General features: G+C 56.8%; 24 protein-coding genes. 12 read left to right on the forward strand and 12 right to left on the reverse strand.

The genetic code is table 11. The features are described from left to right. The first annotated feature begins 5 nt into the window (after nt 1-5). Genes bamA through EI293_RS14040 form a run of 4 tightly spaced genes read left to right on the forward strand, consistent with a single transcriptional unit; the run spans nt 6 to nt 5,162 of the window. Nucleotides 6-2,537 carry an outer membrane protein assembly factor BamA gene (gene bamA, locus EI293_RS14025; protein ID WP_125438880.1) on the forward strand — a complete coding sequence of 844 codons (2,532 nt, stop codon included), beginning with the start codon at nt 6-8 and terminating at the stop codon, nt 2,535-2,537. A 42-nt stretch (nt 2,538-2,579) separates the two neighbouring features. Continuing rightward, nucleotides 2,580-3,260, forward strand: a complete 681-nt coding sequence (locus tag EI293_RS14030) for an OmpH family outer membrane protein (RefSeq protein WP_125438882.1) — start codon at nt 2,580-2,582, stop codon at nt 3,258-3,260. A gap of 45 nt (nt 3,261-3,305) precedes the next feature. After that, entirely contained in the window at nt 3,306-3,938 is a 633-nt protein-coding gene (locus EI293_RS14035) for an OmpH family outer membrane protein (protein ID WP_246010642.1), read from the forward strand. Between the two features lie 45 nt (nt 3,939-3,983). Then, nucleotides 3,984-5,162: an RluA family pseudouridine synthase gene (locus EI293_RS14040; protein ID WP_246010643.1), complete on the forward strand. Its 1,179-nt coding sequence runs from the start codon at nt 3,984-3,986 to the stop codon at nt 5,160-5,162. 82 nt (nt 5,163-5,244) lie between these two features. On the opposite strand, the gene EI293_RS14045 is transcribed toward EI293_RS14040, so the two are convergent. The 9 genes from EI293_RS14045 to mazG form a co-directional block, all read right to left on the reverse strand. Continuing rightward, a complete protein-coding gene (locus tag EI293_RS14045; protein WP_170170377.1) occupies nt 5,245-6,861 on the reverse strand; it encodes a tetratricopeptide repeat protein in 1,617 nt (538 codons plus the stop codon). Nucleotides 6,862-6,908: 47 nt separating this feature from the next. Further along, nucleotides 6,909-7,772 carry a PstS family phosphate ABC transporter substrate-binding protein gene (locus tag EI293_RS14050; protein WP_246010644.1) on the reverse strand — a complete coding sequence of 288 codons (864 nt, stop codon included), beginning with the start codon at nt 7,770-7,772 and terminating at the stop codon, nt 6,909-6,911. An 85-nt stretch (nt 7,773-7,857) separates the two neighbouring features. Next, entirely contained in the window at nt 7,858-8,112 is a 255-nt protein-coding gene (locus tag EI293_RS14055) for a hypothetical protein (protein ID WP_125438892.1), read from the reverse strand. 196 nt (nt 8,113-8,308) lie between these two features. Then, the gene (locus EI293_RS14060; RefSeq protein WP_125438894.1) at nt 8,309-9,139 is read right to left on the reverse strand and encodes an energy transducer TonB; all 831 of its coding nucleotides are present in this window, start codon (nt 9,137-9,139) and stop codon (nt 8,309-8,311) included. A 239-nt stretch (nt 9,140-9,378) separates the two neighbouring features. Continuing rightward, nucleotides 9,379-10,209, reverse strand: a complete 831-nt coding sequence (locus tag EI293_RS14065) for an energy transducer TonB (RefSeq protein ID WP_246010645.1) — start codon at nt 10,207-10,209, stop codon at nt 9,379-9,381. Further along, complete coding sequence (locus EI293_RS14070) at nt 10,206-10,730, reverse strand: ExbD/TolR family protein (protein ID WP_125438895.1); 525 nt, start codon at nt 10,728-10,730, stop codon at nt 10,206-10,208. The genes EI293_RS14065 and EI293_RS14070 overlap by 4 nt, the downstream gene beginning before the upstream one ends. A gap of 11 nt (nt 10,731-10,741) precedes the next feature. Continuing rightward, nucleotides 10,742-11,371: an ExbD/TolR family protein gene (locus EI293_RS14075; protein WP_125438897.1), complete on the reverse strand. Its 630-nt coding sequence runs from the start codon at nt 11,369-11,371 to the stop codon at nt 10,742-10,744. Nucleotides 11,372-11,442: 71 nt separating this feature from the next. Next, nucleotides 11,443-12,309, reverse strand: coding sequence for a MotA/TolQ/ExbB proton channel family protein (locus EI293_RS14080; RefSeq protein WP_211339590.1), 867 nt, complete (start codon nt 12,307-12,309; stop codon nt 11,443-11,445). A 288-nt stretch (nt 12,310-12,597) separates the two neighbouring features. Further along, on the reverse strand, nt 12,598-13,431 hold the full coding sequence (gene mazG / locus EI293_RS14085) for a nucleoside triphosphate pyrophosphohydrolase (protein ID WP_125438901.1): 834 nt from the start codon (nt 13,429-13,431) through the stop codon (nt 12,598-12,600). 168 nt (nt 13,432-13,599) lie between these two features. Here mazG and glmM point away from each other — a divergent pair, with 168 nt between their 5' ends. Together glmM and EI293_RS14095 are read left to right on the forward strand one after the other, a co-directional pair. Continuing rightward, nucleotides 13,600-14,988: a phosphoglucosamine mutase gene (gene glmM, locus EI293_RS14090; protein ID WP_125438903.1), complete on the forward strand. Its 1,389-nt coding sequence runs from the start codon at nt 13,600-13,602 to the stop codon at nt 14,986-14,988. Between the two features lie 180 nt (nt 14,989-15,168). Next, nucleotides 15,169-16,314 carry a cysteine desulfurase family protein gene (locus EI293_RS14095; RefSeq protein ID WP_125438905.1) on the forward strand — a complete coding sequence of 382 codons (1,146 nt, stop codon included), beginning with the start codon at nt 15,169-15,171 and terminating at the stop codon, nt 16,312-16,314. A gap of 83 nt (nt 16,315-16,397) precedes the next feature. Here the strand turns inward: EI293_RS14095 and EI293_RS14100 are convergent, their stop codons facing one another. Together EI293_RS14100 and EI293_RS14105 are read right to left on the reverse strand one after the other, a co-directional pair. Beyond that, nucleotides 16,398-17,594 (reverse strand): hypothetical protein, encoded by a 1,197-nt coding sequence (locus tag EI293_RS14100; protein ID WP_148103281.1) that lies wholly within the window; start codon nt 17,592-17,594, stop codon nt 16,398-16,400. After that, nucleotides 17,591-18,583 carry a DUF2157 domain-containing protein gene (locus EI293_RS14105; protein WP_170170378.1) on the reverse strand — a complete coding sequence of 331 codons (993 nt, stop codon included), beginning with the start codon at nt 18,581-18,583 and terminating at the stop codon, nt 17,591-17,593. Before EI293_RS14105 ends, EI293_RS14100 begins: the two co-directional genes overlap by 4 nt. 115 nt (nt 18,584-18,698) lie before the next feature. On the opposite strand from EI293_RS14105, the gene EI293_RS22120 reads away from it, so the two are divergent. Both EI293_RS22120 and EI293_RS14115 read left to right on the forward strand, forming a co-directional pair. Further along, nucleotides 18,699-19,349 (forward strand): hypothetical protein, encoded by a 651-nt coding sequence (locus tag EI293_RS22120; RefSeq protein WP_170170379.1) that lies wholly within the window; start codon nt 18,699-18,701, stop codon nt 19,347-19,349. A gap of 41 nt (nt 19,350-19,390) precedes the next feature. Next, the gene (locus EI293_RS14115; protein WP_125438910.1) at nt 19,391-19,873 is read left to right on the forward strand and encodes a PRC-barrel domain-containing protein; all 483 of its coding nucleotides are present in this window, start codon (nt 19,391-19,393) and stop codon (nt 19,871-19,873) included. Between the two features lie 95 nt (nt 19,874-19,968). Here the strand turns inward: EI293_RS14115 and hemH are convergent, their stop codons facing one another. Then, nucleotides 19,969-21,012 carry a ferrochelatase gene (hemH, locus tag EI293_RS14120; RefSeq protein WP_125438912.1) on the reverse strand — a complete coding sequence of 348 codons (1,044 nt, stop codon included), beginning with the start codon at nt 21,010-21,012 and terminating at the stop codon, nt 19,969-19,971. Between the two features lie 216 nt (nt 21,013-21,228). Between hemH and era the strand changes: the two genes are divergently transcribed. From era to EI293_RS14140, 4 genes are all read left to right on the forward strand, one after another. Then, nucleotides 21,229-22,125: a GTPase Era gene (gene era, locus EI293_RS14125; RefSeq protein WP_125438914.1), complete on the forward strand. Its 897-nt coding sequence runs from the start codon at nt 21,229-21,231 to the stop codon at nt 22,123-22,125. Between the two features lie 167 nt (nt 22,126-22,292). Continuing rightward, on the forward strand, nt 22,293-23,615 hold the full coding sequence (gene der, locus EI293_RS14130) for a ribosome biogenesis GTPase Der (RefSeq protein ID WP_125438916.1): 1,323 nt from the start codon (nt 22,293-22,295) through the stop codon (nt 23,613-23,615). A gap of 30 nt (nt 23,616-23,645) precedes the next feature. After that, nucleotides 23,646-24,005: a hypothetical protein gene (locus EI293_RS14135; RefSeq protein WP_211339588.1), complete on the forward strand. Its 360-nt coding sequence runs from the start codon at nt 23,646-23,648 to the stop codon at nt 24,003-24,005. A 223-nt stretch (nt 24,006-24,228) separates the two neighbouring features. Beyond that, nucleotides 24,229-24,498: a hypothetical protein gene (locus tag EI293_RS14140; RefSeq protein ID WP_125438918.1), complete on the forward strand. Its 270-nt coding sequence runs from the start codon at nt 24,229-24,231 to the stop codon at nt 24,496-24,498. The last annotated feature ends 72 nt before the right edge of the window (nt 24,499-24,570 follow it).

A 24,570-nucleotide genomic window follows, 5' to 3' on the forward strand; every position in this document is an offset into this window, starting at 1 on the left:
AGAACATGAGTTCTTCCTACCATAAGATTATTCCGGTAGCCGCGCTGGCACTGGCGCTGGGTACCGCTCCCGCAACCACTGCTTTGGCTCAGACCCAGCCGGCCACCGCCGATGGGGAGCAGCCTCAGCGCTACACGTTGGGGGGGATTACCATCAGCGGAGCCCGCTACCTCGATGCTAACACGCTCATCGGGCTGAGTGGCCTGAAAGTAGGCGACCCGATTACGATTCCGGGAGAAGAAATCGGTAAGGCTATTCGCCGGCTCTGGGACCAAGGTATTCTGGGAGACGTGAGCGTGAGCATTGCCCGTACCGAAGGCTCCAGCATCTTTCTGGATTTCAACCTGAAGGAACGGCCCCGGCTATCGAAGTTCGAGTTCACCGGTATTGGCAAGGGCCAGTCTGATGAACTGAAGAACAAAATCAAGCTGATTCGGGGCAAGGTGGTAACCGATGCACTGTTGAGCAATACCCGCTCTCAGGTGCGGAAGTTCTATACCAATAAGGGCTTCCTAGATGCAAAGGTGAATATCACGCAGAAGCCGGACTCCGCGTTGTCGAACAGCGTGGTGCTGCTCATCAACGTGGATAAGGGAGCAAAGGTGAAAATCAACGACATCGTGTTTGAAGGCAATACGGCCTTCTCAGATGGCAAGCTCAAGGGCAAGTTCAAGAAAACGAAGGAGAAGAAGTTTCCAAAACTGTTCAACTCCGGTAAGTATCAGGCCAAGGAGTTTGCCGACGACAAGGATAAGCTGATCGAGTTCTACAACAGCCAGGGCTACCGTGACGCAACCATCCTCTCGGATTCTCTGGCCCGGGTGGGCGAGGGCCTGCGCCTGACGGTGAAGGTAGATGAGGGGCCGAAGTACTACTTCCGCAACATCAGCTGGAAGGGCAACTACTTATACGATGACAAGACACTGGCTTCGGTACTAGGCATCAAGGAAGGCAGCGTGTACAGCAAGGAAACGCTGGATAAGCGCCTGAACTATAACCCTACGGGCCAGGACGTGACGTCGCTCTACATGAACGATGGTTACCTGTTCTTCCAGATTGAGCCGGTAGAAACCAAGGTGGAAGGCGACTCCATCGACATTGAAATGCGTGTGACGGAAGGTGTGCAGGCTCGCATCAAGGATGTGAACATTGCCGGCAACACCAAAACCTCCGACCACGTCGTGCGCCGCGCCCTCTACACGCTGCCCGGCGACAAATTCAGCCGGGAGCAGCTCATCCGCAGCCAACGTGAAATTGCCACGCTGGGCTATTTTGACCCCGAGAAAATTGGCCTCAACCCAGTGCCCAACCAAGCCGACGGAACGGTGGACATCAACTATACGGTGGAGGAAAAGCCTTCCGATCAGATTACGCTTTCGGGTGGCTGGGGCGGTTACGCGGGCTTTATCGGTACGGTTGGCCTCGTGTTCAATAACTTCTCGCTGCGCAAAGCCGGTACACTGCGCAACTGGACGCCGGTGCCTGCCGGTGACGGTCAGCGTCTGGCCTTGAACGTACAGGCCAATGGCTTGCAGTATCAGGCGTATTCCTTCTCCTTCACGGAGCCGTGGCTGGGAGGGCGTAAGCCTAACTCGCTGTCAGTAAGCCTGACCAAGACGATTTACCGCGTTGGGACCAACTTCGATGCCAGCACCGGCAGCTACCTGAAAACCAACGGGGCCAGCGTAAGCCTGGGCCGCCGGCTACGCTGGCCCGATGATTACTTCACGCTGAGCAATGCTCTGTCTATCACGCAGTACAAGCTGAACAACTATCCGGGTCTGGGGGCCGACTTCTTCCCGACCGGAACGGGTAACGCGGCTAACGTAACCTTTAACACCACTCTGTCGCGCAATAGCATCGATAACCCCACGTTCACGCGGCGCGGTTCTTCTCTGTCGTTGAGCGTAAACCTGACTCCGCCTTACTCGCTTTTCCCGGGCTCACACCCCAGCGTGAATGAGTGGGTGGAGTTCCATAAATGGATGTTTGACGCCTCGTGGTTCTCACCTATCGTAGGCAAGCTAGTGCTGAATACACGGGCGCATTTCGGCTTTATTGGCAGCTACAACAGTGCCCGTCCTATTGGGCCATTTGAGCGGTTTAAATTGGGCGGAGCCGGCTTGGGCTACGGTGGTTCTTCTAACTTCATTGCTGGTACCGAATATGTGGGCCTGCGTGGTTACGCCGACCCGAACGAAGCCGATGCGTTGCCCACGGCCCGACAGTCTTCGTCCGGTGGGGTAGTGTACAATAAGTTTGTAATGGAAATGCGTTATCCGGTCAGCCTCAACCCGGCGGCCACGGTGTATGTGCTGGGATTTGCGGAAGCTGGTAACTCCTTCGAGCAGTACACCAACTATAACCCATACAAGCTGTACCGCTCCGCCGGGGTGGGTGCCCGGATTTTCATGTCGGCATTCGGTTTGCTAGGGTTCGATTACGGTTGGGGTTTCGACAAAGTGCCGGTGCAGAGTGCCGGGCAGAAACAAGAAGCCGGCCGCTTCCATTTCATCATTGGTCAGCAGATCCGCTAAGCCTGGCGGCGCGGCGGGCCGTACATCTTCCTTCTTATCTGTATGAACAAATTGTTTTTGTGGACGGCAGCCGTACTGGGCCTGCTATGTGGAGTGATGGGTCCGCAGGTCGCCCAGGCGCAGAAATTCGGCTACGTTGATTCGGAATTCATCCTGAGTAAACTGCCCGACTACACCCAGGCGCAACAGGAACTCAATACGCTTTCTTCGAACTGGCAGAAGGACATCGAGACGCAAAAAAAGGACCTCGACAAGCTCTACCGGAATTATCAGGCCGAAGAAGTGGTTCTTACGGAGGCCATGAAAAAAAAGCGGCAGGACGAGATTCTGAAGAAGGAGCAGGATATTAAAGCCTACCAGAACCGAATCTTTGGCTTTGAGGGCCAACTCTTCAAGAAACGCCAGGAGCTCACCAAGCCGGTGCAGGACAAGGTGTTCGAAGCCGTTGAAAAAGTAGCCAAGAAGAAGCAACTGGCTATTATGTTCGATAAGTCCGGCGACCTGACCATGCTTTATACCAATCCAGTGCATGACTACACGGAATTTGTGCTGGAAGAACTCGGTTTAGCTTCTGAAGACCGGAACCAGCCGGCCCAGAAGGGAGCCGTGAAAACGGTAGCTACCCCAACTGCTCCCGTCGGCGAGGCTGCCACGGAGGACGAACCGGTACCCGGCCGGCAGCCCGCCCGGCCCGCCGCGCGGCCGGCAGCCCGAAAAAAGTAACTTTGCGCATCTAACTCTCTGACTTTTCTCTTTTTGATGACCACTATGAACAAATTCCGCGTTGCGCTGGCTGCTGCCGCCCTTACCTTCACTACGGCTACGGCTTCGATGGCTCAGACTGCCGCACCGCTGAAAATCGGCTATACCAGCGTGGAATACGTGCTGAGCCAGATGCCCGAAAGCAAACAGATTGAGTCGCAGCTTAAAGACTACAGTACCCAGCTCAAGAACCAGCTGGATGCTAAAGCCACCGACTTCCGCACCAAAGGTGAAGCCTACCAGAAAGGAGCGGCTGCCATGTCGGATCCGGTTCGCGCTGATAAGGAAAAGGAATTGCAGAATCTGCAGCAGTCCATTCAGGAGTTCCAGCAGAACGCCGAAAACTCGTTGCAGCAGAAGCAGCAGACGCTGCTGAAGCCAGCCCTGGACAAGCTCCAGAAGAACATCGATGCCGTGGCTGAGGAAAACGGCTATACCTACATTCTGAACTCAGATGGTGCCAGCCCGGTGCTGCTCCACGGCCCCAAGGAAGGTGACGTATCGGATCTGATTCTGAAGAAAATGGGCATCACACCCGGCGCGGCTACCGCCCCCAAGGTAACGACCCCGGCTGCCCCGGCTCCTTCGGCTGTGCCAGCAGCTTCGGCCACCAAAACCAAGACCAAAACTAAGAAATAAGGCATCAACCTGTTTCTGTACTGACCATCGGCACAGCCGGGGCATATGCTCCGGCTGTTGCTGTTTGATAGACACCCACCTGCCACTGTCGCCCAGGAGCAGATGTGGCCACACCCTGTTGATTTGAGCCGTATGTCGGAACTGGAAGAAGACCAGCAATACCTTGCCCAGCCGCCAGTTCCGGTGGCTGCAAATAGTGATGAAGAGGAAGACGATGAGGAGCGGGGCGACGAATTGTATGAGCATCACCGCATCACGGCCAACCGCAAGCAGGAGCTGCTGCGGCTGGATAAGTTTCTGCTAAACCGGCTGCACAGCAGCTCACGCACCCGCATCCAGAACGCCATTAAGGCAGAAGCAGTGCAGGTGAACGACCGGCCGGTAAAGTCGAACTATCGGGTAAAGCCCTTCGATGTCATCACCATCACGCTGCCCGAACCACCTCAAGAGTTTAAGGTCATGCCGGAACCAATGCACCTGGACATTCGCTATGAGGACGCCGAACTACTGCTAGTGAACAAACCCGCTGGCATGGTGGTGCATCCGGCTTTCGGCCATTGGAGCGGCACGCTGGTTAATGGCTTGGCGCATCATCTGCAGGGCCTGCCAACGGGGCGTAACGGCGAAGTCCGCCCGGGGCTGGTCCACCGCATTGATAAGGATACGTCGGGGCTGCTCGTCATCGGCAAGTCAGAGTACGCCATGACGCACCTCTCCAATCAGTTTTTCCACCATACTATTGAGCGAACCTACCTGGCACTGGTGTGGGGGGTACCCAAGGAAACCGAGGGCACCATTTGTACGCACATCGGCCGCAGCCTCAAGGACCGGAAGGTGCAGACCGTATTTCCGGAGGGTGACCAGGGCCGGCACGCCGTGACGCATTACAAGGTGCTGAAGACGTTTGGAAAGGTTGCCCTGGTGCAGTGTAACCTTGAAACCGGCCGCACTCACCAGATTCGGGTGCATATGAAGCACATTGGTCACCCGCTGTTCGGAGATGCTACCTACGGCGGCGACAGAATTGTATACGGCCAGCGCACAGGGGCTTATAAGGTGTTTGCGGAGAAAACCTTGGAGCTGATGCCCCGGCAGGCCCTGCATGCCAAGTCGCTGGGCTTCGAGCACCCCGTTTCGCGTGAGCACCTGCAGTTTGAAGTAGAGCTGCCCGCCGATTTCATGGAATTGCTGGCCCGGTGGGAACAGTATACTGCCGAAAACTAGTTATGGCCGCCAGGGTGCGCTAAAAACGCAAAAGGGCCCGCTACTGGTGTAGCGGGCCCTTATTGATTACCGTAAAGCGAAGTTATTTGCGCTTCACGGGTGCCTTTGCAGCAGGTTTAGTGATTTCACTCACGGCTGTTTTGGCCTGCTGGTCGTTGGGGTCCAGTGTCAGGGCCTGCTGCCAGTAGGGCAGAGCGGTGGTCTTGTCGCCCTTTTGATAGTAGTAGTAACCCAGGTACTTGTTGGCCTCAATCAGGCCCGACTTGTACTTGGACGCATCTTCAGCGGCCGTAGCTACTTTGATGTACTGCTCGTAGTACGGCTTGGCTAGGCCCTGCTTGGAGTCTTTATCCATGTTTGCATTGGCCCGGGCACGCATCTGGTAGCCAGGAATGTAAGTCGGGCGCTCGGTCACTACCATGCTATACAAGCTATCAGCCTGTGCATACTGGCTGTTGAGCTCGTAAGCGCGGCCCAGATACACTTTGTCCGTTAGCTCGCCGCCTTTGTTGGCTGCCATCCGCTGCTTCAGAACCGTAATGGCACTGGGGTAGTCTTTGGCTGCCAAGTAAGCCTGAGCCAACTCATTCTGCAGTTCGGCTGCTTTCTTGGGGTCAGCATCGATGGCCTTCTTGATGATAGCCGCGCCTTCCGTGGTTTTGCCGCCTTTGATGAGCATCTTACCGTAGTACACGTTGTCTTCGGTAATCACTTTGTTCTCAGCCTGAGCTACCTGCAGGTATTTCTGCATAGCAGCCAACGCCTCCTCGTTTTTGCCAGTTTCGTACAGGCTATAAGCCCGCAGACGGTTCATGGTGAGGTTATTGGGTTCCTTGGCCAGAACTTTATCTACCTCTACCAATGCCTCAGGATACTTCTTGGTCAGGTACAGGAACGAAGCATATTTAGCGTCCGTCGTCGAAGACTTCTCGGCCAGCGAGGAGTACTTCTGGAACTGGGTCAACGCGTCGTCGTAACGGCCGGCGAAATAGTAGGTTTCTGCCAGCGCATTATAAGCTGGCGCGTAGTTCGCATCCAAGCTAATGGCCTTGTCGAAGTTGGTTTTGGCTTCGTTGTACGAACGGGCGCGCATGTTCAGCTGACCTTTGCGCACGTACGCCTGCACGTTGTTGGGGTCGGCCAGCGAGGCGCGCTCGTAGCTATTCATCGCCTCACCACCACCGGTTTCGCTTTTTAGATACAGGTCGCCGCGGGCAATCATAAGGGCCGGATCGTCCTTGCCTTTGGCCAGCTTCTCACCGGCGCTAACGTAGGTCAGGGCTTTGGTAGCGTCCTTCACGTCTGATTCCGCGTAGGCCTGCGCAATCATCGTGTATACCTTGGCATCCTTACCTTTCGAGGCCTTCACGGCGTTGTCGAACTGAATTTCGGCTTCGGCAACTTTACCCTGGGCCAGCGCGGCGCGGCCGGCGGCTACCATGGTCATCGGGTCTTTCTGGTTCAGAGAGACCTTGTTGAAATAGTACGCGGCCGAATCCGGCATGTCGCGCATTTGATACAGGCGGCCCAGTTCAAACGCAGTTTCGTTCGATTGGGGTGCACGCAGCAAAGCAGCACGGGCTTCGCCGTAACGCTCCAGCTCAATAGCTTTCTGAGTGCTGGTGGTCTGAGCAAGAGCGGCCGAACCGGTAACAGACAAAGCAGCGAGGAGCGTGAGCTTCCAGGGCTTAAGATTCATGAGCAAAAGGTTTGGTGAAAAGACTTGGGAAGGAAGAGAAAACAGCATTAGTTGGGCTTTACTTCAATCATGCGTACTTGGCCGGTGGCGGGCATTAGGCCCGCTTTCAGCATGATGAGCTGCCCTTTATTGCCTGCCAGGAAGGATGCAAAACCGGTGCCAAGTCCGGCCCGGGCTTCCCGGCTGATAACGTACAGCTCCCGGCGCAGCGGATAAGTTTTCTGGGCCAGATACGCCTGATAAGGCTGAACGTAATCGGATGAAACCGAGCCGGTAGCTTTCGGACTAATACCAGCAACCCGCACACGGCTCAGAAACTTCGGAACCTTGGGGTCATCCCGGTCACTTATCCAGTTCACCCCAATTACCCCAATAGCGTTGGGATGAGTAGCAACGTAATCTAACAGTGCCGGGTTCGATTTAGAGGCAAAAACTCCTTTGGCCAGAGCTCCGCCGCGAGTTACTGAGTCCTGCACGAAGCGGGCCGTGCTGGAGTTGTTGTTGTCGAATACCGCCGTGATGGTACCCAGTTTATTCTTCGCGCTTAGCTGGCTCCACTGCGTTAGCTTACCCGTGAAAATGCCCTGCAGTTGCGCAATGGTCAGCAAAGAGTCAGCATTGCTCGGGTGTACGATAATGGCCACACCATCTACCCCGATACGAATGGTGCGCGGTTCCAACTTCTGGCGCTGGAACGTAGCCCGTTCGTCAGCAGTCAGGTCACGCGCGACAATGGCGAGACGTATGCTGTCCTTGAGGAAAGCCTGCATTACATCCAGCTCCGGCTTGTACTGCGCCTGAATGTGGGCACTAGGATACAGCTTCTGGAACGTGTCTACCTGTGACGTCAGAATAGGAGCAAACGTCTCATCTACACCAATCCGGATGGTACCGCTGCTGGTCGTATCCAACTCTTGCTGGCTACCGGACGAGCTATTGCCGCAACCAACCAACAATGAGCCACACAGCAAACTCGCTCCGATACTCCAAAAGTTACTACGCTTCATCCTGATTTTTTTTGAAATGTTGCTGGTAGGTGCGGACAAATCTAATGATTCCGTAAAAAACGAAGACGGCCGCCAATAAGCGGCGCGGGGTATCAGTGAGGCCAAACAGGCCGGCCGGTGAAAACCAGAGGAACACCCCCACGCAGGCATACAAAGCCGACATGATCAAAGTAAAGTAGCGCACCACAGTCGGTTGGCTGCGGTTGCCTAACCGTTCATCGGTGGTCGGACGTTCAGGAATCATAGCGGGCGAAAAAGCAGGTTGTTAACTCATAAACGTGAAAACGGCACGTTTTTGTTCGATTGTCTCTGGTTTTGAAACAGCAGAACCAAATATGGAAAGCGCAAAAAAAGCCAAAAAACGGCTGGGTTTATGCATCCCAGCCGTTTTTCGACTTCCGAAAAACCAATTCACAAAAGTCTATGTAGTAAGCTGGCCGCTACTCGTATTTAAACGTGATAGGCAGCGTATAGCGCACCGGCACCGCGTGGTTGTTCTGGTAGCCCGGTTTCCAGGCCGGCATCTGCCTGATTACCCGGCCGGCCTCTTCATCGGTGCCGTAGCCCAGGCCCTTTAAAACAGTAACATCGTTGATGGTCCCGTCGGTGTTCACGGTAAATGACATGAACACCTTACCTTCCACGCCCGCCCGCAAGGCCTGCGCTGGATAGTGCAGCTGTTTCTGCAGGTATTTGATAAGCGCGGCATTGCCTCCCATAAATTCCGGCATCTGTTCTACATGCACAAAAGGCTGGGTTACGGCCGGGGCAGCGGGTTTGGTGGCGGTGTCATTACCTACCGGTCCGCTAACAATGGTAGTGCCGCCATTGCCCACTCTGGCTATATCGCCTACCACAACCGGCCCATCTGCAATGACAGGGGCTAGATCGTCCGGTTTCGGCACGTCTTTCACCTGCTCATCCGGAGCCACCCGCGTTGGGATAACGGTGACGGGCCGCACAACCACCGTAACCGTGGCCGGCGGCTCAACGGCAGCAGTTGGGGGCGTAATAGTAGTAGGATCACGAAGAAGCGTTACTACCGGACCTTTTGGTTCAACGATAGGCGGTACATCTGCTACAGGCCAGATACGTTGCACCAGTACGGGTACTGCAATCAGAACTAAGGCCAAGGCAATGGAGATGGTCACGGCTTTGGCAACGTGCTGACCATACACTTTGCGCAGGACGTACGCCCCGTAGGCCTTGTTGCGGCCCTCGAACACCATGTCGTCGAGGGATGGGAGGGAGGTGTGAGCGGCTGTGGTCATGGGCTGGATAGGTTAAGTGAACGATGGACTGGTACAAACCCGGAACGCGTAAAGCCAAACCTCCTTTCTCCCGCACATGCTTACTGGCTGGCTTTCAGATATTCAACGCAGCTCCAAAGAGTGGTAGTATGCGAGCCTACTATATTTTTTTATTGGAGTATAGGAAAAAAAAACCCCGAGCCGGACTCGCGTCCAACTCGGGGCTTATGTTACTTCTGGTCGTAGCCAGAGGGTAAAACTTACTTGATGGCGAAGGTCACCGGAACCGTGTAATACACGGGCACTGGACGACCATTCTGACGGCCGGGGGTAAAGCGGGGCAGGTTCTTGATAACGCGGAGCGACTCTTCGTCGCAACCGGCACCAATGCCTTTCTGCACTTCAGCACCCGTAACACTACCATCGGCACCAACTACGAATTTGATGAAAACTTTGCCTTCCACCTGGTTACGCAGTGCCATAGCGGGGTATTTGATGTTTTTGCCGATATATGCCAGCAAAGCTTCAACACCACCGGGGAAAACCGGCATTTGTTCTACGTAGGTGTAGGGTTTGGTTTCTACCACTTCCTCTACCGCTTTCGTACCTTCACCGGGCTCCAAACCGGCCAAGTCGGCGGGGTTGTCGGTGTTGCCTTTTACGGTTTCGTTGGCTACCACTTTTTCCTTCAATTCTTCCTGGTCCGGAATTTCTTCCTGCTTGCGTACCTCTTCATCTTTCTTGATGACCGGTGGCACAAACTTTACCGTGGAGAGCTTTGGCGGCGGCGGTGGCGGCGCGTCTGGTGGCGGCGGCGGTGGGGGTGGCGGCTTGGTGGCATCCAGCGGTGGGGCTTCCAGCGTATTCACCGTCAGCATTTTGTCATCTACTACCACCTCTTCTTTCTTCAACATGCGGGCCACCAGGGGAAACGCAATGAGAAGAGCAAAGACGGCAATGGCGATGAGAACTGCCCGGGTTACGTGCTTGCCATATACCCGCCGGATTACGTAGGCGCCATAGGCCTTATTGCGCCCCTCGAAGACTATGTCGTCGAGGCTTGCCTGGGCCAACTGCGAGTTGTCCATCATAATCCAGAAGATGTAATGAGTTCCTGGTCATTCTTCGCAATGTCTACCAGCGCGTACTTTTTGGTACCCGTGATGTTCATTTCATCGAGAATATCGACCATATTCTTGTAGTTCGAGTCGTCGGCGGGCTTGATCAGTACTACCAGCTGAGGGTTCCGCTTGCGCTCCAGAAGCACTTGGCGAATACCTTCGGCACCGTAGTTTGATAGCTTCAGCTCGGGCTTCACTTCTCCGCTCAGCAGGCCGTCGTAGTAGTAAAGCTTGTTGTCCTTACCGAGCAGCAGCGTCAAGGCATTCGATGCTTTGATGGCTGGCGGCTCAGGGTCATCGGCCTTCGGCTTTACCGGCATCGCCACTTCCATAACGGTGGGCTTGCTGAAGGTGGTGGTGAGCATGAAGAAGGTGAGCAACAGGAAGGCAAGGTCTACCATCGGGGTCATGTCGATTTTGGTCGACATTTTCTTGGCCCGCTTTTTCCCGCCTTTACCGGAGTCACCTCCTGATTGTTGTATTTCTGCCATGTCTGTGCGGATTAATTACCGGCTACTGGTTTGGTTTCCAGATCGGTAATGAGATTGAACCGGTTAATGTTCTTCTCCTGCATCAGCTTGATGACTTTCCTTACTGTTGGTACGTCCGTCTTGCCGTCACCCTTGATGGCCACGTACTGCGGCTTACCATAGGCTGATTTACGGCTGAGCTGCTGCGCGGTCTGCACCCACTCGATGAACTGGTTGTTAAGTGAGTCGGATGGAATACCATCCTGCTCCACTTTCTTGCGCTGCTCGCTGTCGAGGCTAAGCAGGGCCGGCAGTTTTTCGATGGGGGTACCGAAGCTCGATGCTACGCCTTTGAAAGCCTGAATCTGGGCGGCCGTGAAGCTCACACCATATTTGGCTCCCACCTGCGTCAGCAAATCGGACTTGATAGCGTCATCATCTACGCCGAAGAATACGCGCTTCTTGTCGTCAACCGCAATGGTAATTACGTGTGACTCCGGCAGGCGGATTTCCGAGGTAGAGGAGGGCGTATCCACCACCACAGCCTCTTCTGGGGCAAACTTGGTGGTGAGCATGAAGAAAGTCACCAGCAGGAAGGCCAAGTCCACCATCGGGGTCATATCCAGCGACGGCGAGGTTCTATGAGGCTTTACTTTGGGCATTGCTGGTGTCGTTTAGTAGCGTTATTCAGAAACGAAGTAACCTCTGCTTTAGTGCGTTGCGGCACTAAAAATTAAGCAGGGTGGCTATGGTCGGTTTCGCCGTGCTGAGCAGCGAAGGTCTGAATGATGCTGAAACCAGCTTCGTCGATGCTGTAGGTCAGCTCGTCAATTTTGCTGGTGAAGAAGTTGTAGGCTACGATGGCCAGGGCCGACGTACCGATACCCAGTGCCGTGTTGATCAGAGCTTCCGAAATACCGTTAGCCAGACCTACTGCATCAGGAGCACCACCTTGGGCCAGAGCCGAGAAGGCCTTGATCATACCCAGTACCGTACCGATCAGACCGGTCAGCGTAGCTACCGAAGCCAAGGTTGAGATGATAACGAGGTTTTTCTCCAGCATTGGCAGCTCCAGCGCCGTCGATTCTTCGATTTCCTTCTGGATGGCCAGTACTTTCTGGTCTTTCTCCATGTTGCGCTCACGCGACATCTCTTGGTATTTCACCAGACCGGCACGTACTACGTTGGCTACCGAGCCTTTCTGCTGGTCGCAGGTAGCAATGGCGCCCGTGATGTCGTTCACGTTCAGTTTCTGACGGATGGTGCGAACGAAGGTTTCGATGCTTTTCGAACCTTTGGCGCGGCTGATGGTCAAGGCGCGCTCAATCGAGAAGATGAATACGCACAGGAACATGGTCATCAGGACCGGTACTACCGGACCACCTTTGTACACTACACCGAAGTAGTCGCCGGCGAGGGGGTTGTTGTCATGGTTACCACCTTGGAAGTGGCTCCCGTCGCCCAGGATAAAGATGAAGATCAATACGCTGACAACAAACGCCGCCAAAATGGCGATAACGGCAAACGAGGATGAACCACCGCCCTTGGACTCGCTCTTAGGCGCGGCAGCAGCGGCGGGCCGGGCCGCAGGCTTGTTCATGGCATTCTTTTGTTCCATTGTTCCGGAGAATTAGTGGGTTGTTGGTGAAAGGTTGAACGTACGGGTAAAAAAAAGAAAAACGCTTGGCTGCCTGTTAACGAGTGAACTCTGCTCACCCGCACGCTGCTTAGGTGCCCGAAGGCTGGCAGTGTGGGTCTGCTCGTGTGCGAAGTCCGTCCCAAAAACAGGGGTAGCCTTGGCAAACCTAAATAAAAAACCTGAGTGCCGCCAAATGAAAAATGGGTTTAAACGCTTTAAACCGATGTGGACCTCAAAAAAAGGCTATTTTTATTGCGTTCTTTCACTGTTGCCTCTAGGTAGCCTTTTGGCCTGCTCCCAATAAACGTCCATCTGAGCTAACGTAAGTTGATGTAGCTGGTGGCCGTCCTGCGCCGCCTGGGTTTCAAGATACTGAAAGCGGTGAATGAACTTTCGGTTAGTGCGTTCCAGTGCCTCTTCCGGGTTGATGCCCGCGTGCCGGGCAAAGTTGATGAGCGAAAACAGCAGGTCGCCAAATTCGGCAGCGGCCCGTTCCTGGTTGATTTCTGCGGCCGGAAGTCCGGAAAACTCCGCTCCGAACTCCGAAAGTTCCTCCTGCACCTTTTCCCAGACCTGCTCCGGCTGCTCCCAATCGAAGCCGGCCCCGCGTGCTTTTTCCTGAATGCGCATGGCCTTTACCAGCGCCGGTAACGACGAGGGTACGCCGCCCAGAACCGAAGAGTTGCCTTTCTCCTGAAGTTTCAGCTGCTCCCAGTTGCGCTTCACGGTTTCTTCGTCCTCAGCTTTTACGTCGCCGTAAATGTGCGGGTGGCGGAAGATAAGCTTCTCACACTGGGCGTTGAGCACGTCGGCAATATCGAAGGCACCCTGCTCGCTGGCTATTTTGGCGTAGAAGGTCAGGTGCAGCATCACGTCGCCGAGTTCCTTTTTCAGGTCGGGCAAATCGTGGCGGATGATGGCGTCACTGAGCTCGTAGGTTTCCTCAATGGTGAGGTGGCGCAGGCTTTCCAGGGTCTGTTTCCGGTCCCAGGGGCACTCGGCGCGCAAACGGTCCAGTACATCGAGCAGGCGGCCGAAGGCTTCCAGTTGGGCCGGCCGGCGGGCAGCGGTGTTATATTCCATTAGGCCAAATATACAACGGCTTACGGCTTTTGTGGTAGCTACACGAATAGGATCATGGTGGGCTTCATCCAGACGGGCAGATTCTTTCGTAGGGAAAGCAGGACTGGTTGGCTACTTTTGCGGCCTCATTTCGCCGACTCTCGCACTTTCAACATAGCACAACATACTGTGGCACTGATCAAATCAATTTCGGGCATCCGGGGCACCATCGGGGGCAAGGCCGGCGACGGTCTGACGCCCATTGACGTGGTGAAATACGCCGCTGCTTTTGGTACCTGGGTTTTGCAGCAAACCAATAACAATACCATCGTTATCGGCCGCGACGCCCGCCTGTCGGGCGATATGGTGAGCCGGCTGGTTGCTGCCACGCTGCAAGGGCTGGGCATTCACGTTATCGACCTGGGCCTGAGCACGACGCCCACCGTGGAAATGGCCGTGCCGGCCAAAAACGCGGGAGGCGGCATCATCCTCACGGCTTCGCACAACCCCAAGCAGTGGAACGCGCTGAAGCTGCTCAACAACAAAGGCGAGTTTATTTCGGATGCCGACGGGCAACTGGTGTTGGCTTTGGGCGACTCGGAAGCCTTCGACTTTGCGCCGGTAACCAAGCTGGGTTCTTATACCACAGACGACACGTTTCTGCAAACCCACATCAATACCATTCTGGCCCTGCCGCTGGTCGATAAAGATGCCATCAAGGCCAAGAACTTCCGGGTGGTGGTGGACGCTGTGAACTCCTGCGGTGGGTTTGCTGTGCCGATGCTGCTGGAGCAGTTGGGCGTGGAAATCATCGAGAAGCTGTTCTGTGAGCCGACCGGTGACTTCGCCCACAACCCCGAGCCACTGCCCGAAAACCTGCGTGAAATTGCCAAGACGATGGAAAAAGGCTCCTTCGACCTGGGTATTGTGGTGGACCCCGACGTGGACCGCCTGGCCCTGGTGAACGAGGACGGCACCATGTTCGGCGAGGAATACACGCTGGTGGCCGTGGCCGATTATGTGCTGCAGCAGAATGGCGGCGGCAACACTGTGAGCAACCTCAGCAGCACCCGCGCGTTGCGCGACGTAACCGAGAAGCACGGCGGGCAATACGCGGCTGCGGCCGTGGGCGAGGTGAACGTGGTGAATAAGATGAAGGAAACCAACGCCATCATTGGGGGCGAGGGCAACGGAGGTATCATTTACCCCGAGCTGCACTACGGCCGCGACTCGTTGGTGGGCATTGCGCTGTTTTTGAGCCATCTGGCCAAAACCGACCTGACCATGACGCGCCTGCGGGCCTCATACCCGAGCTACTTTATCTCGAAAAACAAGATTGAGCTGACCCCCGAAATCAACACCGACCAGGTGCTGGTGGAAATGGAAAAGCGTTACGCCAAGCAGCCGGTAAATACCATCGACGGCGTGAAAATCGAGTTTGATAAGGAGTGGGTGCACCTGCGCAAATCGAACACCGAGCCGATTATCCGCATCTACGCCGAGTCGGATTCCAACGCCACGGCCGACCATCTGGCCAATAAAATCATCGGCGACATCAAGGAGATTATCAGCAAATAGCGGCTGCAACGGCACTGTTAATACGGGAAGTGAGTTATTTGCCAGAGCCCTGCGGGGCCGGGGCAGATGGCTCACTTCTCTGCATTTAGAAAGGTATTGCGCGGCCCGGCCCGCCGGAATCCGCTATTTTTGCGGCACAATTTCCTTTTTCATTGGTTTTCACCGCTTTTTGCCCTGCTCATGAACGTGTATTTCGATAACGCCGCTACCACGCCGCTGGATCCCGAAGTGCTGGACGCCATGCTGCCGTTCCTGCAAAACCACTTCGGTAACCCCAGCAGCATCCACGGCCACGGCCGGCAGGTGCGGGCCGCCATCGAAAATGCCCGGAAAACCATTGCCCACCTGATCAATGCCGCGCCGGCCGAAATCGTGTTTACCTCCTGCGGTACGGAGGCCGATAACTACGCTGCCTTCGGGAGCGTGCCGACGCTGGGCCTGACTCACGGCATCACCTCCAAGCTGGAGCACCACGCCGTGCTGCACACGATGCAGGCGCTGGAAAAGCAGGGCATGGAGCTCAGCTACCTCCGGCACGATGCCCAGGGCCGCCTCGATCTGGCTCATCTGGAGGAATTGCTGGCCACCCACCCGCGCACCTTCGTGAGCCTGATGCACGCCAACAACGAAATCGGTAACCTCAACGACATCGTGGCCATCGGCGACATCTGCGCGCAGCACAACGCCGTGTTTCATACCGACACGGTGCAGACGATGGGGCACTACAAGCACGACGTTCAGCAGCTAAAAGCCAACTTTCTGGTGGGCTCCGCGCATAAATTCCACGGGCCGAAAGGCATAGGATTTCTGTACCGCCGCTCGGGCCAGACGGTGAATGCTCTCATTCACGGCGGTTCGCAGGAGCGCAACCAGCGCGCCGGCACCGAAAACGTGTATGGCATTGTGGGACTGGCGAAGTCGCTGGAAATTGCCTACCGTGGCATGGCGGAGCACCAGCAGCATATTCAGGGCCTGAAGGACCGGTTTATGGCGAAGCTGCGGGCTGAAATTGAGGGTGTGGAGTTCAACGGTACCTCGGCCGAATCGGACCAGAGCCTGTACACCGTGTTGAGCGTGAGTTTGCCGCCTTCCGACCTGAACGAGATGCTACTGTTCAACCTCGACATCAACCACATATCCTGTTCGGGCGGCTCGGCCTGCACCAGCGGGGCTAATGCCGGCTCCCACGTTCTCAACGCGCTGGGCTGCGACCCGAACCGGGGCACCATCCGCTTCTCGATGAGCAAGTACAACACGGCGGAGGAAGTAGACTACGCTGTGGTACAACTGGCCAAAATGTACCGCCGGGAGCCGCTGAAAGTATAGCCGGAAGCAGGAGAATATATCATTGGAAAGCCGCCTGTACAACTATGCAGGCGGCTTTTTTGGCGAGTGGCAGCGTCCAGAAATCAATAGGCTCCATCGGCCCCGCCCCCGCCCGAGTGGCCGCCGCCAAACTCGAAGCCATGCGTGGGAGCGGTGGGTACGGTAGCCGTTTGCGCTACCACCAACGACTCCAGATTAAAGGACGTGGGCAGGTCGGCGTCGGCCAATGAGGTGAGACCGTGGCGGGCGGGACGTAGGTAACGAACTGCCCACACCGCCAGCAGCAGGAGGAAAATGCCGCCCAGCACGGCCGCAATTTCGGGGGGCAGTACCGAGCGGTAGTAGCGAAGCGTGAACAGCGAAAACGCCGCTGCTGCCAGCCCGGTCAGCAACCAGAGACGGCTGGGCTTGCGTAGGCCCACGGCAATGTAGGCCAGCGGAATTACGGCCGTGAACAGGTAGAACAATGGCGCCAGCGGAATCTGCTCGGAAAGGTACAGGCCGCTGATTTCGGCATTGCCTTCCCGCACGATGTAGTAGTTGCCGGCTAGGTAGAACGTCGCCAGCGTGAGCACCTCCAGCACCAGCAGGCACGACCGGTAGTAGGGGTAATCGGGCCGTTGCCGTAGCCGGCCCACCAGCCAGTGTACGCCAGTTGCGGCCAGCATCAGCGCAAACGGCAGCAACAGGCGTCCCATCGGGAACAATAACAGCCAGTTGGCCAGCAGCGCCAGCAGCACGAGGTAAGTAGCCGCCGCCGCCAGCCGGTCGGCGTAGCGGAGGGTGGCCAGCAGCAGGAGCCCCCACAGCGGCAGCAGTACCAGCGTTTGGTAGGGGCTGCCAAAACCTGCCGAATAGCGGCTGCCGGGAGGCGTCAGGGATTCGGCCCAATCTGCTAACAGGAGTGCCAGCACGCCCAGGCTAATATAGAGCAGGGCACTATCGGCCCCGGAGCGGTAGTGGCGGGTATTGCGGATAAGCAGTTCCTGCGCGCCCAGGCAGCCCAGCGCCACCGCCCAGCCCAGCAGCCGGAAGTCTTCGATGCGGGCGGCGGCTCCAAACAAAGCCAGCAGCGCCGCCGCCCCGGCCACCCCCACGCACGTAAACAGCACCAGCCCAACGCGCGAAAACAGCCCCGGTCGGTAAAAATCCGGCTTATACGCTGCCTGCAAGGCTTGATGTTGGGTGGCTGTAAGTAGATGGCGGCGAAACCAGCGGGTGGCAGCGGTTTGCATGGCTTCCTGCAGGGCCCATGCTGAGGGGTAGGCTTTCATCTTCATGCCCGACGGAGAAATTCTTTGCTGTGCATGAACAGGACGATAACCCCGCCCGCCGATAACATGAAGTAAAGGGAAATCAGTAATACCCCAGCTTCCCCACCATTGCTGAAGTCGAGCAGGCGGATAAATGAATAGGTCAGGGCGAGGTAGCCGTAGCAGACCCCCATCAGTAGAAAAAGATACGACCGGGCGTGCCGAGCATACCAGATCAGGCCGGCACTCAGCAGTAGCACCAGTAGCACGGCTATCCATTTGGGGAGCCAGGGCTGCGGGTAGTAATCGAAGAGTACGGCGGTGGCCGCCAGCAGCGCCACGTTGGCCCCCAACGAAATGTAGGTGAAGGCGAAGTGAGGCTTGTGCCGGGTAAACTCGGCGTGCAGGCCCGCCGCCGTCAGGGCCAGGCCCAGCAGCACGCCCGCTATGCCCAGCTGGGAGGTAAGCAGGGCGTTGGCCGTGAACACCGACAGCGGCTGCACGCTCACGCCCACCCACGCGCCCAGCGCCGTGAGGCCCATAGCCAGCACGCCCCGGTGGTCGAGGCGGTAGGCCAGGGCCAGAAACAGCACGGCCGGCAGCAGCGTGGCCAGTCCGTAGCGGCTACCGAATAGGTTGAATACGGCTTGGCAATACGTTTCCAGCGCCAGAAACAGCAGGCATCCCAGCAGCAGCGCGTAGTCGGGCAGGAAGCTGCCGGGCGTATTCTGGCCCCACGTAAACGACTGACGTCGCCGCCAGGCATAGCCGAAGCTGGTCAGCATCAGCAGGGCCATTACGGCCAGTAGCACCAGAAACCCAATGCCATCGAGGTGCTGGTAGAGCAGCACGCCCAGCCCGCCGGTGAGCAACGTAACGCCCAGGTATAGCGCCGCCCGTAATTCCTGGTGCAACGACATGGGCCGCGTCTGTTCGTCATCGGCAATGGCCCGGATTTGGGCCGGTAGCAGCAGGCCGCGTGCCTGCAGATCGGCAAGAAGATGCGAAAGGAGCATACACCAGAAAGGGGAGAGGTACGCAGCGAATGTAGCGGAAAGCACGAAACCCCGGTACGCATCGTATTTTGGCCGGCTTCCGTATGGATTGCTCAAACTCCAGCCCGTTCGTTTCATGGCAGACATCAACATTCAACGCAAGAAAAGTCCTCCCAGCCGCTGGCTGATTCTGTTATTGGTGCTGGCCGCGCTGGCTGTGGCAGCCTACTTCCTGTTCCGGGCCGAAACCGCGCCGCCTACCGATGTGCCCGCCCCGGCCGGCTCCGGCATCCCCGCCCCGCCCGACAGCACCACCGGTGCCGAAACCGGCCCCCGTCCGGCCCCCGATGCTGTAGCCGATATGGCTGCTGCGCCGGCTCCGGCCACGCCGGAGGTACTGGCGGCCTTCGCCCAGGGCGATGCTGCCCAGCCCACGTACGGCCGCGAAGGCCTGCGTCTGCTGGCGGCCAACCTAGTGAGCCTAGCCGACCGGGACGACCTGCGCCGGCCCGCCATCCAGACCCGCCGCGACGACCTGACCAGTGCCATCAGCCGCCTGGATGAGGCCGGTACCAGTCTGCGGCCCGGCTACGTGGCTGCCGCCGCCCTTGCCCTAGCCATGCAGCAGCAAAGCTATCCGGCCCTCGAAACGGAGGCCCGCGAGCTGTCGGCCGTGGCCGGAAACCTGAGTGGGCGCACCACCACGGCCGCCGAGCAACAGCAGGTGCAGGACTACTTCACGCGCGCCGCGCGCCTAGCCCAGGCCCTTAACGAACCGCCCCAGTAAGCTCCCAGCCCCCTGTATTTCCCCGTTCTTTCTCCGCTACTATGGAATCTACTACCGACCCTATTCCCTCCAGCCAGGGCCTGCACCTGCGCCGCCTGCGCGACCTGACCGAGTTTGAAGTAGCCGACGGCAACCCCGATGTGCGCGGCTGGGCCGTACGCGGGGCCGACGGTCAGCAATTCGGGCAGGTATTCGAGCTGATTGTGGATGCCGACGCCTTGAAAGTGCGCTACCTTGATGTAGAGCTGGATGAAAGCCTGCACATTAACGAGCGGGACCGGCATATCCTGCTGCCCATCGGGGTAGCCGCCCTCGACGAGGATGCCGACAACGTATTCGTTCCCTCACTTACGGCCCGGAGTGTGCTGGAGTATCCGCCCTACGTCGAAATTCAGATTACCCGGGAATATGAGCAGGCTATGCTACGCGCCCTGAACCTGCCGCTGGCCGAAACCACTGAACCGGATTTCTACAACCAGCCCGGCTACGACGGCTCCCGCTTCTATCAGCGCCGGATTCGGTAGTAGGTCAAAGAGGTCAAAAGTCGAAGCTCCTGTCATTGCCGCACTTTGCTCGCAATGACAGGAGCTTCGACTTTTGACCTCTGGCTTTAAAAACCCTAATGCTGGCGCAGCATATCGGCGACGGTTTCTACCCATTGCGGGTGCGTGTTGAGGCTGGGTACCAGCTGCCAATGTTCCCCGCCGGCTTCCTCAAATAGCTCCTTGAACTCTTCGCCTACTTCGATGGTCGTTTCCAAGCAGTCGGCCACAAAGGCGGGGCTGAAGGCCAGCACGCTCTTGATGCCTTTGGCGGGGAATTCCTTGATTACCTCATCGGTGTAGGGTTGCAGCCACGGGTCACGCAAACGGCTTTGCAGTCGGCTCTGGAAGCAGGTGGTGTACTGCTCGGGCGAGAGGCCCAGGGCTTTGCCCAGCTGCCTTGATGTTTCGAAGCACTGGGCGCGGTAGCAGTAACGGTTGCTTTTGGTGTAGCTGGCGCAGCAGGAGCCCAGCTTGCAGTGGCCGTTGTGGCTGCCCTTCAGCACGTGCCGCTCCGGAATGCCGTGGTAGCTGAACACCACGTGGTCGTAGTCATGCTTGGCCATTTCCTCCTTACCCAGCGTGGCAAACGTGCCCACGAAGCCCGGTACCTCCACAAACGAGCTGATAAACGAGATGCTGGGCACCACCCACCACTTGCTCACAATCTCCATCACCTTCTCCTGCACCGAGCCCGTGCTGGCCGAGGCGTACTGCGGAAACAGCGGTAACACAATGATGCGGTCCACGGCCGCGTCGCGCAGTTCTTGCAGTGCCTTCTCAATGCTGGGGTTCTGGTAGCGCATCCCGAAGGCTACTAGGTAGTCCTTGCCGAGCTTTTCCTGCACCAGCTTCTGTAAGTCGAGGCCGTGGAACAGCAGGGGAGAGCCCCGGTCGGTCCAGAGCTGCTGATAGATTTTGGCCGATTTGGGCGCGCGCAACGGCACCACCAGCCCCTGAAACAGCGGATACCGGATGGCGGCCGGCATGTCTACTACCCGGCCATCGGTCAGAAATTCGTTGAGGTAGCGGCGCACGTCGCCGGTCTGGGGCGAATCGGGCGTACCCAGGTTGACGAGCAGAACGCCGATGCGGCCGTTGGTAGGGGAAGTAGAGGGCATTTTGTTGAGCTGTTGGCTGTTAACCGGAGGGTGCAGGTCTGCGGTGAGAGAAAAAAGCCGGCGGTCCGGCAGCTGCCGGACCAGTTGATTGCGTCATTAACCGGCAAACCGGCTTTTTGACTTTAAATCAACCTGCAAAAGAAGCTAATAGCTGACAGCTAACTGCTAATGGCCTAAAATAACCGTACCTTTGCAGCCCAAATTTCAGATTCTGAAATGAATACATCTTCCAATCCGCACCGCGCCGGCTTCGTGAGCATTATCGGCAAACCCAATGTGGGCAAGTCCACGCTCATGAACGCCCTGATGGGAGAGCGGCTCAGCATCGTCACCAGCAAGGCCCAGACCACGCGCCACCGCATCCTGGGCATCCTCAACGGCGAGGATTTCCAGCTGGTGTACTCCGACACGCCTGGTATCATTCAGCCCAAGTACGAGCTGCACAACGCCATGATGTCGTTCGTGTACTCTTCCTTGGAAGATGCCGACGTGATTCTGTTTGTAACCGATATCTACGAAAAGCACGACGAGGAGCCGGTAGTGGAGCGTCTGCGCAAGATGGTGGATACGCCCATTCTGCTGCTCGTCAACAAAATCGACCAGGCCGACCAAGCCGAGGTGGAAGCCAAGGTGGACTACTGGCGCGAGCACCTGCCCAATGCCACCCGTGTGCTACCTATTTCGGCCCTCGAAAAATTCGGGACCGGCGAGCTGCTGGATCTGGTGCTCGGCTACCTGCCCGTGCATCCGCCTTACTACCCCAAAGACGAGCTGACCGATAAGCCCGAGCGGTTTTTCGCGGCCGAGATGATCCGGGAGAAAATCTTCAAGCTCTACAAGAAAGAGGTTCCGTACAGCTGCGAAGTAGAAATCGAGGAGTTCAAGGAAGACGAGGACATCATTCGAATGCGCTCCATTATTTACGTGGAGCGGTCCAGCCAGAAGGGCATCATCATCGGCCAGCAGGGCGCGGCCCTGAAAAAAGTAGGCACCTGGGCCCGCGAGGAAATGGAGAAGTTCTTCCAGAAGAAAGTCTTCCTCGAAATCCACGTCAAAGTCAACGAAAACTGGCGCACCGACCCCAAGGCCCTCAGCCGGTTCGGGTACCAATAGGTGATTTATTGATTGGTGATTTAGTGAGTTCTTGTGCAAGCAGTGTAAGCGGAAAACAAACTCACTAAGTCACTAAATCACCACTTCATAGTCCTTCCGACCTCACACTCATTTAACTACTCCGGGCACTGCCGAACTTGGTCGGGCCGGCGGCTGGAGTCAGACGCATGAAAAATACCATTGCCATTGTGGGCCGCCCGAACGTGGGCAAATCCACCCTGTTCAACCGCTTAGTAGGCCAGCGTAAGGCCATCATGGACAACGAGTCAGGCGTTACGCGCGACCGGCACTACGGCTACGGCGACTGGACGGGCAAGTACTTCACCGTGATTGACACGGGCGGCTACGTGCACAACTCCGACGACATCTTCGAAGGCGAAATCAACAAGCAGGTAAAGCTGGCTATTGATGAGGCCGACGTGGTGCTGTTCATGGTAGATGCCGATACCGGTGTGCATCACCTCGATGAGGAGTTTGCCAGCGTATTGCGCCGCTACCAGGGCAAAAAGCCTATTTACATCATCGCCAACAAGGCCGATACCAACGCCCGCGCCCACGCTTCCGGCGAGTTCTACACGCTTGGGGTAGGCGACGGCGAAATCTTTCCCATCAGCTCTCAGAGCGGCTCGGGCACCGGCGATTTGCTGGATGCCGTGGTGAGCCATTTTGAGGAAGAAGGCATCGAGGAGCCCGACCTGGGCATTCCGAAAATTGCCGTGGTGGGCCGCCCGAACGTGGGCAAGTCCTCGTTCGTGAACCTGCTGCTGGGTACCGACCGCAGCATCGTGACGGACATTGCCGGCACCACCCGCGACTCCATCCAGGCGCGGTACAATGCCTTCGGCAAGGAGTTCATGCTGGTGGACACGGCCGGTCTGCGCCGCAAAACCAAGGTACACGAAGACGTGGAATTCTACTCCGTGCTGCGCTCCATCCGGGCACTGGAGGAAGCCGATATCTGCGTGGTGATGCTGGACGCTACCCGGGGCATTGAGGCCCAGGACGTGAACATCATCGGCCTGGCCGATAAGAACCGCAAGGGCATCGTGATTTTGGTGAACAAGTGGGACCTGATTGAGAACAAGGAAACCAACACGGCCAAGGAGTTCGAGGCCAAAATCATGGAGAAGATTGCGCCCATTGCGTATCCGCCCGTGATTTTCGTGTCGGTGCTCACCAAGCAGCGCGTGCACAAAGCCATTGAAACGGCCATTGAAGTGTACGAAAACAAGCGTCGTAAAATTCCGACTTCGGAGTTGAACGAGGTGATGCTGAAGGAAATCGAGAAGTATCCGCCGCCTATTCAGAAGGGCAAGCTGGTGCGCATCAAGTACGTTACCCAACTCCCTACCCACAACCCGGTGTTTGCCTTCTTCTGCAACCTGCCGCAGTACGTGAAGGAAAGCTACACGCGCTACTTGGAAAACCGCCTGCGCGAGAAGTTCGACTTTACCGGCGTGCCCATCGGCATCGTATTCCGCAAGAAGTAAAAGGCCACTGCCGGAGTTGGTGAAGAGAAAATGAAAATTTCTTCTGCCGGCCGGGTTACCTTCTGCCAGAACTGCTATAAAGCTTCGATTTCCGGCCCAGGCCAGAAAATTGAAGCTCTTCAAACTGACATTCATTCTCTTACATTCCCCATCATGAAAAAGGTATTGTTCCTCGCCCTGGCTGCTGTTTCGTTCTCTTTCGCTTCGTGCGACAGCAAAACCGAAAACGCCCAGGAAGCTCAGGCTGAAAACGTAGAAGAAGCTGGCGAAGCCAAAGCTGATGCTATGGAAGCTGCTGGCAACGAAGCCGGTGCTGACTCAGTAGAAGCTTCGACCGAAGCCAAAGCCGACGCTATGGAAAACGCTGCTGACGCAACCGACGCCAAGTAAGCCGGCGCGCCGCTCGGCGCCCACAAAAAAGGCGGCTCCCGATATCGGGGGCCGCCTTTTTTTGTGCCGTGACGCGTGCGAGGAAGCAGGGTGGAAAAAAAAGTATGAAAAAAGTTGAGCGGTGACGGGTTACCTTTTTTGCAACCGCTTATAAAGTCCCGATTGACGGTGAAAGCCGCTCGGTCAATCCAACTGAATTTCCATCTCTCACATTCTCCTGATCATGAAAAAAGTACTGTTCCTCGCCCTGGCCGCTGTTTCGTTCTCCTTCGCTTCTTGCGACAGCCAGAAAGAAAACAACATGGAGCAAGCTGCTGACAACGTTGAAGCTAATGGCGAAGCCAAAGCTGATGCTATGGAAGCTGCTGGCAACGAAGCTGGTGCTGACTCGGTAGAAGCTACTACCGAAGCCAAAGCCGACGCTATGGAAGACCAGGCTGACGCTATGCCCAGCCAGGCTACCCCCGCTCCCGCTACGACTCCTGCCCAGTAATTACGGCAGCGTCTAGGACGCAAAAAAGAGGCTCTCCACTTGCGGAGAGCCTCTTTTTTTGTTGGTAGTACC

Origin of the sequence: Hymenobacter perfusus (assembly GCF_003944765.1) — a bacterium.
GTDB lineage: Bacteria > Bacteroidota > Bacteroidia > Cytophagales > Hymenobacteraceae > Hymenobacter > Hymenobacter perfusus.